The sequence below is a fragment of the Pseudomonas sp. Leaf127 genome, assembly GCF_001423155.1.
GTDB classification, from domain to species: domain Bacteria; phylum Pseudomonadota; class Gammaproteobacteria; order Pseudomonadales; family Pseudomonadaceae; genus Aquipseudomonas; species Aquipseudomonas ovata.
This window is the reverse complement of the sequence record NZ_LMOA01000007.1, coordinates 1-14,462: the sequence shown is the minus strand read 5'-3', so window position 1 is coordinate 14,462 and position 14,462 is coordinate 1. Positions and strand designations below refer to the sequence as shown.

Genomic DNA, 14,462 nt, shown 5'->3' with positions numbered 1-14,462 from the left:
GGTTCTCTGAACGCTTGTCGATACCCCGATTGAATATTTCCGACCTTGTACAGGGATGTGGCGAATGAAGCAGGCAGTGTGGTGGGCGGTGTTGGCCCTGATCAGCGGTGCAGCGCAGGCTGCGAGCGACAGTGATCCACTACTCGAGGGCGCCAAGTCTGCCTCCAGCGAGGTTCGCGGCGTACTGCGCGCTCGCTTTCAGGCGGTATTGGCCAGTGAATTGGCTGGCCGGGTGACGGAGCTGCCTTACGCCGAAGGGCAATCGTTCAGCAAGGGCGATGTGCTGGTGCGTTTCGATTGCAGTGCTTATCAGGCTCAGGCCAATGCTTCCGGCGCCGCTGTGCGGGCGACTCGTGAAGAGCTGCGCAACAAACAGCAACTGGCAGCGCTCAATTCCGTCGGCAAATTCGAGGTGACCCTGGCCGAGGCCCGGCAGGCCCAGGCCCAGGCCGAGTCGCAGGTCTATCAGGTGCAGGTCCAGCGCTGCCAGGTGAGGGCACCGTTCGATGGCCAGGTCGTGATGCGACGCGTGCAGGCACACGAAAGCGTCGCCAGCGGCACGCCACTGCTGGAAATCGTCGACAACCGCTCCCTGGAAATCCATCTGTTGGTGCCTTCGCGCTGGCTTGGCAAGCTCAAGCCCGACCAGACCTTCAGTTTCGTCCCGGATGAAACCGGCACGCCGATCAACGCCGTCGTCAAGCGCCTGGGGGCGAGGATCGACGAGGGCAGCCAGACGCTGCTGTTGATCGCGAGCGTACCGGCCCACACTCAGGGCCTGCTGGCCGGTATGAGCGGCACGGCGCACTTTTCGGAGTCGCCGTGAACGCTCCTGTCCCAGGCGCCCTTGAACAGCTTCTTGCCCATTACCTCAAGCTCGAGCGTCAGGCGCGTGCGGCCGCTTCGGTCGAGGTACTGTCTTTCAGCATGGTCAACGACAGCCAGGCGCTGTTCGGCTTCCGTCACGCCGCCTTGCTGATCACAGGAAAGGTACGCGCCCTGACTGGCATCAGTGCGGTCGAGCCGAACGCGCCGTTCGTGGTGTTCATTGAGCGCATTGCCTCGCGCCTGGCGGCCGGTGAGCGTTTCGCCTTGCCGGGCGTGGTGCCTCCAGAAGATCTGGACCAGGCCAGTCGTGATGACTGGCAGGCGCTGTCGGCCCCTCATGCCTTCTGGCTGCCACTGAAAAGCCGCGAGGGTGAGGTGTTCGGCGGTCTCTGGCTGGCCCGTGATACCGACTGGAATGGCGCCGAACAGGCCCTGTTGACGCAGTTGGGCGATTGCTACAGCCACGCCTGGCGTGCCTTGCAGCCGGGCAAACCGTGGCGTTTGCGCTGGCCGGGGCGGACCCGCTGGGCGATGGCCGCGGCCTTGTTGCTAGTGCTTCTGGTACCGGTGCGCCAGTCGGTGCTGGCACCCGCCGAAGTGGTGCCACTCAATGGCCAGGTCGTGGCCGCGCCGCTGGATGGGGTGGTGGCCGAATTTCTGATCAAGCCCAACCAGTTGGTAAAGACCGGGGAGGTGCTGGTGCGCTTCGACGCCACCAGCCTCAAGGCCCAGGCCGATGTGGCCGAACGCACCCTTGGGGTCGCCGAGGCCGAATTGAAGGCCAATACCCAGCGGGCATTTTCCGATGCCGACTCCAGTGCCCGGCTCGACCTGCTGGCCGCCCGGGTCGAGCAGAAACGCGCTGAACGTGATTATGCCCGCCAGTTGCTGGCGCGCAGTGAGGTGCGCGCTGAACGTGACGGCATCGCCGTGTTCGCCGATGCCCAGCGCTGGACCGGCAAGCCGGTGCGCACAGGCGAGCGCTTGCTGGAAATCGCTGACCCGTCCCGGGCCGAGCTGCGTATCGAACTGCCGGTGGCCGATGCCATCGGCCTGGAGGCGGGCGCTGAAGTTGCGCTGTTCCTGGACAGCGATCCGCTGAATCGTCATCGTGCAACGTTGGAGCGTGCCGCGTACCAGGCCCAGAACACGGCGGCCGGGCAACTGGCCTATCGGCTCGATGCAGCCTTCGAGGCGGCCCCGCCGCGGATCGGCTTGCGCGGCACAGCCAAGGTCTTCGGTGAGCGGGCGCCGTTGGCGCTGTACCTGCTGCGCCGACCGCTGGCCGCCCTGCGCCAGGCGGTGGGCCTGTGATATTGCCGGCGCTGCGTGCCGACCTGCAGCTTTCAGCGGGGGCGCCGGGGCTCGACGGTTCGCCGCAATGGACACTGGCCGACCCGCTGCGTGGCAAGTACTTCAAGCTGGGCGCGCCGGCCATGCGACTGTTGAGCCATTGGACGCTGGGCGACCCGGCGCGGGTGTTGAACGCGGCCAATGCCGAGCCCGGTGCGCCGCTGGGGCCGCAAGCGATCGAAGAACTGCTGCGTTTCTTGCGCGGGCATGACCTGATCAGCGCCAGCGATGCCGAGCAACGTGCCGGTTACGAGGTCAAGGCGGCCAGCCAGCGCCAGGGCTTATGGACCCAGGTGCTGCACAAATACCTGTTCTTGCGCATTCCGCTGTGGCGTCCGGATGCTTTTCTCAATCGCACCTGGCCGTGGCTGGAGCGTTTCGGTCCGAGCCTGCTGCGTTTGGGCCTGCCGACAGTGCTGTTGCTGGGTATCTTTCTGGTCATGCGCGACTGGGAGCGTTTTCTGGCGACCTTTCCGCATCTGCTCAGCCTGGGGGGCGTGGCGGCCTTTGCCATCGCGCTGGGTTTTGCCAAGCTCTGCCACGAATTCGGTCATGCCTACATGGCCAAGCGCGCCGGCTGCCGAGTGCCGAGCATGGGTGTGGCGTTCATGGTCTTGCTGCCGATGCTCTACACCGACGTCAGCGATGCCTGGCGTGTGCAGGACCGGCGTACCCGCCTGTTGATTGGTGCCGGCGGCGTGCTGGCCGAGCTGTTGCTGGCCTGCATGGCCTTGCTGGCCTGGTCGTTGTTGCCGGACGGGGCAGGCCGCACGGCCGCGTTCATGCTGGCCAGTGCGACGTGGATTACCACGGTGATCATCAACGTCAACCCGCTGATGCGCTTTGATGGCTACTTTCTGCTCAGCGACCTGTGGGGCGTCGACAACCTGCAAAGCCGGGGTTTTGCCCTGGGCCGCTGGCACCTGCGCGAGCGTCTGTTCGGCTACGGCGAGCCGGCACCGGAGCGCTGGTCGCCGGCGCTGCGCAAGCGCCTGCTGTGCTGGAGCTATGCCGCCTGGATCTGGCGCGCAGCCCTGTTTTTCGGTATCGCCCTGGCGGTGTATCACCTGTTTTTCAAGGTGCTCGGCATCTTCCTGATGATGGTCGAACTGGTGTGGTTCATTGGCCTGCCGATCTGGCGCGAGTGGGGGCACTGGTGGCAACACCGCGACAAGGCACAGCCCCGTAAGGTGCTATTGCTTGGCGTCGGGCTGCTGGCGTTGCTCACGATATTGATGGTGCCGTGGCGCAGCGCGGTGGAAGTGCCGGCGATGCTTGAAGCGCAACGCGTCAGCGCGTTGCACGCACCGGCCCCGTCGCGGGTGCGCGAGGTGCGGGTCAAGGATGGGCAGCCTGTCACGCACAATCAGGTGCTGCTGACGCTGGAGTCGCCGGACCTTGAGTCGCGCCTGAGCATTACCCGGCGCGAAATCGAGATTCTGCAATTGCAACTGCGCCGCCAGTCGGGCCGCAGCGCCACGGCCGCCGACAGCGGCATCCTGGAACAGCGCCTGGCGGAGGCTGTGGCCGAGTACCGTGGTCTTGACGCCCAGCGTGAGCGCCTGAGCCTGCGTGCGCCGCATGCCGGTGTGGTCCGCGATCTGGCACAGAATCTGGCGCCAGGACGCTGGGTCAGTGTCGAGCAGCCGCTGGCCCAGGTTGCCGAGGGCGGATTGCGCTTGCGGGGCTATCTGGCTGAGGCAGATTTGTGGCGAGTCGAGCCGGGCACCACCGGGCATTTTGTCGCCGATGATGTGCTGCGCAATTCCTTGCCGGTGAGCCTTGAAGAAGTAGACACCAATGGCGTCGCCTTCATCGATCAGGAGGCGCTGGTGTCCGACCAGCACGGACCGATTGCCGTGCGCCGTGACGAAGAGAAAAGGGCGCAGCCGCTGGAGGCTCAATATGGGGTTCGTTTCGGGCTTCAAAGTGTGGCGCCCCAACAGGTGTCGCACCCGCAGAGAGGTGTTGTGGTACTGGACGGGAAAGCCATGTCGTTACTGGGATCTGCCTGGCGACGAATGGCTGCATTAGGCGTCAGGGAAAGTGGATTTTAGTCATGTGATTGTCAGACACTTGCGCTACGATGCTGGCATTCTGCCGCGCAATCGCATGTGACGTTCGTGACAAAGAAAGATTCACCGGATAAGTCGTTCATACAGGGAAGTTGCTTTGATGTTGTCGAAGTACGCTGTGACACTCCGTGCCTTGCATTCAGACGATATGGCGTTCATCGAAAGCCTTTATGCCGGCTCGCGCGCCTTTGAGATGTCCCATAGCGGCTGGCCCGCCGAACAGATCGCGGCCTTTCTCAGCCAGCAGTTCAATATCCAGCACGCTTACTACCAGACTCACTACCCCGACGGCGAATTCCTCATCGTCGAGCAGTCAGGCCAGGCCATCGGCCGGCTTTACCTGTTCTGGGGCCAGGCATCCCTCAACCTTATCGATATCAACCTGCTCCCTGACTATCAAGGGCGGGGTATCGGTACCGCGCTGATCGAAGAACAGTTACGCAAGGTCGACGAGCAGGGCCTGGGCGTGGATCTGTTCGTCGAGCACCACAATCCTGCAATGCGTCTGTATGAGCGACTGGGCTTTCACGTCAATGGCGACTCCGGGGTCTACACGCGGCTGCGCCGAGATCCTCGTACTGAACCAGGGGAAACTTCATGAGTAACGCAGTCGTTTACAGCGTGCCCCGTTTTGCTGAACTGAAAGAGGCCGGGACGCAGGGTTTCGTGCTTCAGGTCGCGCCCGGTCAAGGGGTGAGGGTGGGCGTACTCGAGCTCAGAGAAGGCGTGCCGATGAGCCGTGATTACGAATGCTACTCGCTGCTGCTGGTACTGCCGCTGGGGGTGATCCCGGTACAGGGAGTGTTCAACCTGTTCGGCCCGGGCCGCGATCAGCCCTGGCAATTGATGATGACGCCGCTGATGCCTGAACCCGACGGGCGCCAGGTGCTTGAGGCGGTCGTGCAGTACAAGCGCCAGGTCGCGGACAACACAACGATCTGATAACGGAATTTCAACCCCGCAACTCAATAAACAAAAGGACATGTTCGATGGCAGATCCATTCATTGGCGAAATCAGAATGCTGGCCAGCAATTACGCCCCAAGAGGTTTTTTGATGTGCGACGGGCAGCAGCTTCCTTTGATGCAGAATCAGGCGTTGTTTGCCTTGATCGGCACCGTCTATGGCGGCAATGGCCAGACCACCTTCGCCCTGCCTGACTTTCGGGGACGCTCGCCTATCGGCTGGGGCCAGGGTACAGGTCTTTCGATGCACGATATCGGTGAAGCCGCGGGTACCGAAAACGTGACCCAGTTGGTCGCAAACATGCCGATTCACAACCCTGTGGTCGCCATTACCGCCAACGCAACCAGCCTGCCGGGCGTCAACACCAACCAGGTGGTCAACGCCATTGCCACCAGCGACACGCCGATCGCAGGCGGTTGCCTGGGTATCGTCAACGATGGTGCCGGTACCAACTACCCGGCATATCACAGCGGCAAGGACAACACTGGCGCTGACCTGCCCCGGGTCGATCTGGCGACCACGCCGGTGACCTCGGCCGGTCCCGTCACCGCCGCCGGCGTTATCAGCACCTCGGGTGGCAGCATGCCGATCTCGGTCATGAACCCGTACCTTGCCGTGAGTTTCGTCATTGCGACCCAAGGCATTTACCCGACCCGCGACTAACCGCAACAACCGGCGGTGCCTTCAGGCACCGCCACTTTTTTGGCCGTACTGCCGGATTTGGCACTGCGGTGACACACCACGAGGTGCACCATGAAATTCATCGAACGACTCTCGCGCAAGTCCGCCCAGCAGCTCCAGCCCGTTGAGCCTGGGCAGGCGCCTATGCTGATGGCGCTTGAACCGCGAATCATGTTCGATGCGTCCGTGGGCGTGGTTGCCCAGGAGGCTGCAGCGCAGACCACTGCCGATGCAGCCCGGGTCAGCACCTCCAGCAACGAGACCAGCCAGATCCCAGCGGCCGCAGCCGATACGTCGAGCCAGCAGCAGGGCACGCAGCGCCAGGAAGTGGTGTTCGTCGATGGCCAGGTCAACGACACCGCGCAACTGCTTGCCGGCCTTTCCGGCACCGCCGAAGTGGTGATTCTTGACCCGAGCAAGGACGGCCTGCAGCAGATGGCCGATTACCTCAAGGGTCGCGAGGGCCTGGACGCCATTCACCTGCTGTCTCACGGTGCCGACGGCACCGTGCAAACGGGCAACGTCTGGCTGGCCAGCAACAACCTCGCCGAGCACAGCGAAGCACTGGTCAGCATCGGTTCGGCGCTCAAGGCCGACGGCGATTTGATGCTCTACGGCTGCGATGTGGGCGAGGGCGAGAAAGGCCAGGCTTTCCTGGACCAACTGGCTGCGATCACCGGCGCCGATGTCGCCGCGTCGATCGATGACACCGGTGCGGCGGCACTCGGCGGTAACTGGGCTCTGGAACGCAGCAGCGGCGCCATCGAAACCGCTGCCCTGAGTGTGTCCGGCTACGACAGCCTGATGGCACAGAACTACACTGGCGGCACCAGCGCTACTGCGCCACTTCTGGCTTCTGGCAACAACCTCATGCGCTCGGTGGTCGGTGACTTCAACAATGACGGCCGCGCCGACATCCTTTACCAGGGCTCCGGTGCGAATGCACCATGGAATCTGGCACTGGGCAATGCCGACGGCACCTTCAGCGTCGTGAGCCAGGCCACCTCGCCCTTTGCTGGTGTAACCCTGCTCGATGCGGCAACCGGCGGTTCCAACTACCACGCCGCCGACTTCGACGGTGACGGGGATACCGACCTGATGGTGGCCGCCGTCAGCGGGTCGCAAGTGCTGCTCTATCGCAATAACGGATCAAGCTTCACGTCCGAAGACATCACGAATGGTAATGCCCCCGTTTTCGGCGTGAGGTCAATTGCGGGGGATTTCAACGCAGATGGCGCCGTCGATCTCCTGTACCAGACCAACTCCACTAGCGGCTCGCCCTGGCGTGTAAAGCTGAACAACGGCAACGGCACGTTTGTAGACGTGCTCAGTACCGACGCTCTCTCACCGTTCAAAAACGTGACCCTGTCTGATTTCCTGGCCTACAACTACAAGGTGGCGGATGTCGACGGTGATGGCGATTCGGATCTTATGTATGCCTTGCAGAACACCCAGCTCCAGTATCTGCGCAACGACAATGGCGTCTTTACCACTGTTGCCGGCAACCTGAACCTGCCTGTCACGCCGGTCAACCGGGTAGTACTGGGGGATTTCGATGGCGATGGTGACGCTGATGTGATCTACCAGACCAGTGGTAATGGATCAGCCTGGCGGTATGCCAGGAACGACGGTACTACGTTCACTGACATGGCTATCACCAGTTCACCATTCGCCGGCGTTACCCTGGCGGACATGGGCAACCAGCAATACCGGATGGGTGACTTCGACGGCGATGGCGACCTGGACATCTTTGTCGCTTCCTCCACCCTCAGCAGCGTTTACTTTCAGGGCGGCAGCTCGCCGCAACTGGCCAGCGCCACGCCCGCTGACAACAGCCTGAGCGTGTCGCCGACGGCAAACATCGTCCTGACCTTCAACGATGTGGTGACCAAGGGAACGGGCAATATCTACATCGTGCGCACCAGCGACAACACCGTGGTGCAGACTATCGCGGTGGGCAGCAGCGCGGTCACCGGCTCCGGCACCACCTGGACCATCGACCCGCCGGCGGACCTTGCGCAAGGCGTGGCCTACGCGATTCGCATCGACAACAAGACCTTCGCCAATGCCGACGGCAAGGTCTATGCCGGCATCAGGAACAACGTTGCGCTCAACTTCGTGACCTCCAGCAACGCAGCCCCGGTGATCACCAACCTCAACGGCGACGCTGTCAGCTACACCGAGGGCAGCGCGGGCGTGTTGCTCGATTCGAGCACCAACACGACGGTCACCGATACCGACAGCGCCAACTTCAACGGTGGCAACGTCACCGTGTCGATCAGCAACAACGGCGTAACCAGCGAAGACGAGCTGTGGATCTCGGGTCAAGGCGCGGGCGCGACGAACATCAACGTCAGCGGTAGCAACATTACCTATGGCAATGACCTGATCGGCACCTACACCGGCGGCACCCTGGGTAACCCGCTGGTGATCAGCCTGAACAGTGCGGCGACTCCCGTCGCGGTCAGCGCGCTGCTGCAGCGCCTGGCGTACCGCAACAGCAACGACGCCGACATCACCCCCTCGACGCGCACCGTGCAGGTCACGGTCAACGATGGCACTGGCGGCACCAGTACCGCAGCCTCGGTAACCCTTTCGGTCGTGGCGGTGAATGACGCACCGACCCTGACCGCCACCGCGACCAACCCCACCTTCACCGAGAACGGCACGGGGTCCACGCTGTTCAGCGGCGCCGCCATCAGCACCATCGAAGCAGGGCAGAGCATCACCGGGCTGTATGTGCAGGTCAGCAACCTGGGCAATGGCAACCTGGAAAAGCTGATCATCGACGGCACTGCGGTGACCCTGGTCGACCAGACTTCGGTCACGACGTCCACCAACGGCCTGAGCGTATCGGTGGCTGTCAGCAGCACGACCGCCACCGTGAGCATCACCCATGCCGGGCTCTCCACGGCGCTGGCGCAGACCCTCGTCAACGGCATGGCTTACCGTAACGACAGCGAGAGCCCGACGGGCGCTTCGCGCACCGCCATCCTGATCGGTGTTCGCGATAGCGGCGGTACCAGCAGTGGCGGGAGTAACGCCGGCATTGTGTCAATCGCCAGCACCGTGACGGTGGTATCGGTCAACGATGCGCCGACCCTCAGCGGCGGTCCCTTCGTGCTGGCGTCCATCAACGAAAACACCGCTACCAACGGCTACCTGGTCAGCACCGTCCTCGGCAGCGTCACTTATGGCGATCTGGATACAAGCGCCCAGACGGGTATCGCAGTCACCGCCACCAGCGGTCGCGGCTTCTGGCAGTACTCCACCGATGGCAGCAACTGGACCGACATCGGTACGGTTTCCAGCAGCGCCGCGCTGTTGCTGGACTCCACCAGTCAGGTGCGCTATATCCCCGATAGCGCCAACAGCGAGAACGTCAACTTTACCTTCCGTGCCTGGGACCGCACCACCGGTACTGCGTCCACCACCGGTAACCGCAGCACGGTTGACACCACCACCAATGGTGGCAGCACCGCGTTCTCCACTGGCACCGCCCAGGCCACTCTGGTGGTGACCTCGGTCAACGACGCGCCAGTGCTGACCCCGGTCGCGCCGAGCCTTTCGGCGTTGACCGATACCTCCACCACCAACACCGGCGACCTGGTCAGTGCCCTCACCGCAGGCATCACCGATGTCGACACCGGCGCTGTGCAGGGCATCGCCATCACTGGCCTGACGTCCACTTATGGCACGTGGCAGTACTCCACCAACGGGGGGAGCACCTGGAGCAATGTCGATACCGTCGCCACCACCAGCGCACTGATGCTGCGTTCGAGCGACCGTGTCCGCTTCATTCCGGACGGCATCAACGGTGAAATCGCGACCATCACCTACAAGGCCTGGGACCAGAGCGGTGCCACCAGCGGCCTCCAGGGCGCCAAGATCAACGTCACCACTTCTGGCGCTGCCACGCCCTTTTCCACTGCGACCGACACCGCCAGCGTGGTCGTGACGGCGGTCAACGATGCGCCGACTCTCACCGGCACGGGCGGCAGCGTGGCCTGGACCGAAGGCAACAACGTCACCTCGACCCCGGTGGTCATCGACAGCGGCCTGACCCTCAGCGATGCCGACGGCCCGGGCATTGCCTCGGCCACCGTGCGTGTTTCGGGTAACTACAGCAACAGTCAGGATGTACTGGCGCTGGTGTCCGATACGGCGACCATGGGCAATATCATCGGCTCGTGGAACGCTACCACCGGCATCCTGAACCTGAGCTCCGCCGGCAACCTGGCAAGCCAGGCGCAGTGGCAGGCGGCGCTGCGCTCCGTCACCTACACCAATCTGTCAGACAGCCCGACGACCACGACCCGTACCCTCGAATTCGTGGTCACCGATGGCGGGGGTGCCAGTGCTGCCGCCGTCACCCGCAGCCTTACCCTCACGGCGGTCGACGACTCGCCGGTCATCACGGCGGCATCGAGTACCCAGGTGGTCGAGGACGTGGCTTCGGCCATCAACCAGATCAGCCTCAGCGATGTCGACTCCAGCAGCGGTACCGTGACCCTGAGTGTCGGCGCTGGCAGCCTCGCCGCCACCAGCGGCAGCGGCGTGACCGTGGGCGGTACGTCCAGCGCGCTGACCCTGACCGGTACGCTCACCAACATCAACACCTTCATTGCCAACAACGGACTGACCTACACCACGGTGGCCAACGCTACGGCCGACGAGACGCTGACCATCCGCGTCGATACCGCCAGCGCCAGCACCGACAGCACCAGCATGACCCTCAGCGTCAATCCGGTGAACGATGCGCCGGTGGTCACAGTACCTGCCAGTATCAGCGTTACCGAGGATGTGCCGGGCGCGCTGACCGGTATCAGCTTCAGCGATGTCGATGCCGGTAGCGCTTCTGTCACGGCGACCTTTTCGGTGCCCAGCGGTACGTTGACCGCCACCTCGGGCAGCGGTGTCACAGTACTGGGCTCGGGCACCGGCGCGCTGTCGTTGTCGGGGTCGCTGAGCGATATCAACGCCTTTATTGCTGCCTCCAGCGTCAGTTTCCAGACCGCGCTCGACAACACCAGTACCGTCACGCTGACCGTGTCGATCAACGACAACGGCAACACCGGCGGTTCTGCACAGACCGACAGCAAGAACGTGAGCCTGCTTGTCAGTGCGGTGAACGATGCGCCGGTCAACAGCGTGCCGGTCAGCCAGAGCGTGCCGCAAGACAGCGTGCTGACCTTCAGTACGGCCAACAACAATGCCATTGTGGTTAGTGACGTGGACGTGGGCAGCAATCAGATCGCTGTCTCCCTCGCTGCAACCAATGGCCGCATCACTCTGGCGACCTTGGCCAACCTGACCCTGACAGTCGGCTCGGGTACGAACGACACCAGTGTCTGGTTCAGCGGTTCGCTGGCCGATGTCAACGCGGCCCTTGATGGCCTTACATTTACCCCGGCGGCGGGCTACAACGGCGCTGCGTCGCTGCAAATCGTGAGCAGCGACAATGGCAACAGCGGCAGCGGTGTTACCAGGACCGATACCGATGCCATCGCCATCACCGTCGCACCGCTGAACCCGACCGTGACCCATGTCAGCGTTGTGCAAGCGGACGGCGCCTACAAAGCAGGCGAGACGCTGGATGTCACGGTGACCTTCGACATGGCCGTCGATGTCGCCGGCGGTATCCCGAGCCTGTTGCTGGAAACCGGGCTGACCGACCGCCTGGCGACTTATGTCAGCGGCTCTGGCAGCAATACCCTGACGTTCGCCTATACGGTGCAGGCCGGTGATGTGAGTGCCGACCTCGACTACGCCAGCACCATGGCCCTGCAACTGAATGGCGCGACGATCAAGAGCGTGAGCAACGACAACGCCGCGCTGGTCCTGCCGACCCTGGGCGGCAGCGATTCGATCGCAGGCCAGAAAGCTATCGTTATCGATGGTGTGGTGCCGAGCATCAGCAGCGTCGCCGCGCCGGTCGATGGCACCTATATCACCGGCCAGAACCTCGATTTCACGATCAGCTTCAGTGAAACGGTGCAGGTCAATACCGCCGGCGGCACCCCGCGCCTCGCCGTGACTCTGGACACCGGCGGCACCGTATACGCCAGCTATGTGTCCGGCGCTGGCTCCAATGCGCTGGTATTCCGCCTGACCGCTGCCAGTGGCCAACTGGACAGCAACGGTATCGTGCTGGGTGGCGCGCTGCTGCTCAATGGCGGCAGCATCCGCGACACGGCCGGCAACGACACCCAGCTTACCCTGAACAATGTTGCCAGCACTGCCAACGTCACCATCGACGGTGCAGTACCGGTGGTGGTCAGTGTGACGCCCCCGGCCGATGGCAGCTACAAGACCGGTGACACGCTGAGCTTCACTGTCAATGCCAGCGAAGCCATGCAAACCGGCGCACTGGCGCCCCGGCTGGTGCTGGACGTGGGCGGGGTGACCCGTTACGCCACGTATGTTTCCGGCAGCGGCAGTGCGGCGCTGGTGTTTGCAAACCGGCGCACTGGCGCCCCGGCTGGTGCTGGACGTGGGCGGGGTGACCCGTTACGCCACGTATGTTTCCGGCAGCGGCAGTGCGGCGCTGGTGTTCCAGTACGTGGTGCAGGCCGGTGATACCGACAGCAACGGCATCGCGGTGAACAGTCTTGACCTGCGCGGTGACGCGCTGACCGACGTGGCCGGCAACGACCTGAACCTGACACTCAACAGCGTCGGCAGCACCGCTGGCGTGCTGGTCGACACCACGGCACCTTCGGCCAGTGGCATCGTGCGGGTCGATACCAGCCCGACCAACAGTGGTGCGGTCAGCTTCACGGTGAGCTTCAGCGAGAACGTCAGCGGCGTCGGRGYYTCGGACTTCAGCCTGAGCCTGACYGGCAACGCGTCCGGCAGCATTGCCAGTGTGACCCAGGTGGATGCGCGGACCTACACCGTGCGGGTCGATACCGTCAGCGGCGTCGGCAGTTTGCGCCTGGACCTGAAAGCCAGCGGCACCGGCATTGTTGACGCTGCCGGCAATGCCATMACCGGCGGCCTGATCGGCACCGGCTATGTCATCGACCGCGTGGCACCGAGTGTCACCCGTGTCGATGTCCCGGCCGATGGCACCTATGTGGCCGGGCAGGCCCTTGATTTCACCGTCAACCTGGACGAGGCCGTGCTGCTCGATACCACCGGCGGTACGCCACGCCTGGCAATYACGCTGGGCACGGGCGGTACGGTGTATGCCAGCTACCTGTCCGGGGCCGGGACCGATGCCCTGGTGTTTCGCCTGACCGTTGCCAGTGGCCAGMTGGACACCAACGGCATCAGCGTCGGCAACAACCTGCAGCTTAATGGCGCGACCCTGCGCGACAGCGTCGGTAATGATGTCAACACCACGCTCAATGGCCTGGGCAGCACCRCGGGCGTGCTGGTCGACGCGATCGTGCCGGTGGTGGGTTCGGTCGGCCTGCCGGCCGACGGCAGTTACAACGCCGGCGACGTCCTGAGCTTCACGRTCAACACCAGCGAAGGGGTGGTGGTCGATACCACCACCGGTACGCCGCGGCTGGTCTTGACCATGGGCAGTGCGACCCGCTATGCCAGTTATGTCTCGGGCGCCACCAGTGGCGCGCTGGTGTTCCAGTACACCGTGCAGGCGGGCGACACCGCCGCCAGCGGCCTGGACCCTGAACCTCAATGGCCTGGGCAGCGCCGCCGGTGTGTTGGTGGATACCACGGCGCCGACTGCAAGCAGCATCGTTCGGGTCGATTCGACCCCGACCAACAGCGGTACGGTCAGCTTCACGGTGAGCTTCAGCGAGAACGTCAGCGGCGTCGGGGCCTCGGACTTCAGCCTGGCCCTGACCGGCACTGCGTCCGGCAGCATTGCCAGTGTGACCCAGGTGGATGCGCGGACCTATACCGTGCGGGTTGATACCGTCAGCGGCGTCGGCAGTTTGCGCCTGGACCTTGATAGCAGTGGTACCGGAATTATCGACGCTGCCGGCAACGCCATCAGTGGCGGCCTGATCGGCGCCAGCTACAGCATTGACCGCGTCGCACCCGCAGTCACCCAAGTGACGGTGCCAGCCAACGGTACTTATGTGGCGGGGCAGAACCTGGATTTTACGGTCAATTTCAGCGAGACCATGGTGGTCGATGCCACCGGTGGCGTGCCGCGCCTCGCCGTGACCCTGGACACCGGCGGCACCGTATACGCCAGCTATGTATCCGGCTCCGGAAGCAGCGCCCTGATATTCCGCCTGACCGCCACTATTGGCCAACTGGACAGCAACGGTATTGTGTTGGGCGGTTCGATACAGCTCAACGGCGGCACGCTGCGCGACAGCGTTGGCAACGACACCCAGCTTACCCTGAACAATGTTGCCAGCACTGCCAACGTCACCATCGACGGTGTAGTACCGGTGGTGGTCAGTGTGACGCCCCCGGCCGATGGCAGCTATAAAACCGGCGACACGCTGAACTTCACTGTCAATGCCAGCGAAGCCGTGCAAACCGGCGCACTGGCGCCCCGGCTGGTGCTGGACGTGGGCGGGGTGACCCGTTACGCCACGTATGTTTCCGGCAGCGGCAGTGCGGCGCTGGTGTT

7 protein-coding genes and 1 pseudogene are annotated in these 14,462 nt (G+C 63.6%); all 8 read left to right on the top strand.

Annotation, left to right across the window (positions count from 1 at the left end; translation table 11 throughout):
• Window positions 1-64 precede the first annotated feature (64 nt).
• Window positions 65-826: an efflux RND transporter periplasmic adaptor subunit gene (locus ASF84_RS06680; protein WP_442963029.1), complete on the top strand. Its 762-nt coding sequence runs from the start codon at window positions 65-67 to the stop codon at window positions 824-826.
• On the top strand, window positions 823-2,142 hold the full coding sequence (locus ASF84_RS06675) for an efflux RND transporter periplasmic adaptor subunit (RefSeq protein ID WP_056836510.1): 1,320 nt from the start codon (window positions 823-825) through the stop codon (window positions 2,140-2,142). Before ASF84_RS06680 ends, ASF84_RS06675 begins: the two co-directional genes overlap by 4 nt.
• A complete protein-coding gene (locus ASF84_RS06670; RefSeq protein WP_177339452.1) occupies window positions 2,139-4,238 on the top strand; it encodes an efflux RND transporter periplasmic adaptor subunit in 2,100 nt (699 codons plus the stop codon). The genes ASF84_RS06675 and ASF84_RS06670 overlap by 4 nt, the downstream gene beginning before the upstream one ends.
• A gap of 118 nt (window positions 4,239-4,356) precedes the next feature.
• Window positions 4,357-4,857, top strand: a complete 501-nt coding sequence (locus ASF84_RS06665; protein ID WP_442963028.1) for a GNAT family N-acetyltransferase — start codon at window positions 4,357-4,359, stop codon at window positions 4,855-4,857.
• Complete coding sequence (locus tag ASF84_RS28995) at window positions 4,854-5,198, top strand: hypothetical protein (RefSeq protein WP_156684165.1); 345 nt, start codon at window positions 4,854-4,856, stop codon at window positions 5,196-5,198. Before ASF84_RS06665 ends, ASF84_RS28995 begins: the two co-directional genes overlap by 4 nt.
• A 47-nt stretch (window positions 5,199-5,245) precedes the next feature.
• Window positions 5,246-5,884 (top strand): phage tail protein, encoded by a 639-nt coding sequence (locus tag ASF84_RS06655; RefSeq protein WP_056836506.1) that lies wholly within the window; start codon window positions 5,246-5,248, stop codon window positions 5,882-5,884.
• Between the two features lie 90 nt (window positions 5,885-5,974).
• Window positions 5,975-12,481, top strand: coding sequence for a DUF4347 domain-containing protein (locus ASF84_RS06650; RefSeq protein ID WP_056836504.1), 6,507 nt, complete (start codon window positions 5,975-5,977; stop codon window positions 12,479-12,481).
• Between the two features lie 1,178 nt (window positions 12,482-13,659).
• A pseudogene (locus ASF84_RS06640) lies at window positions 13,660-14,462 on the top strand (Ig-like domain-containing protein); the annotation flags it as partial.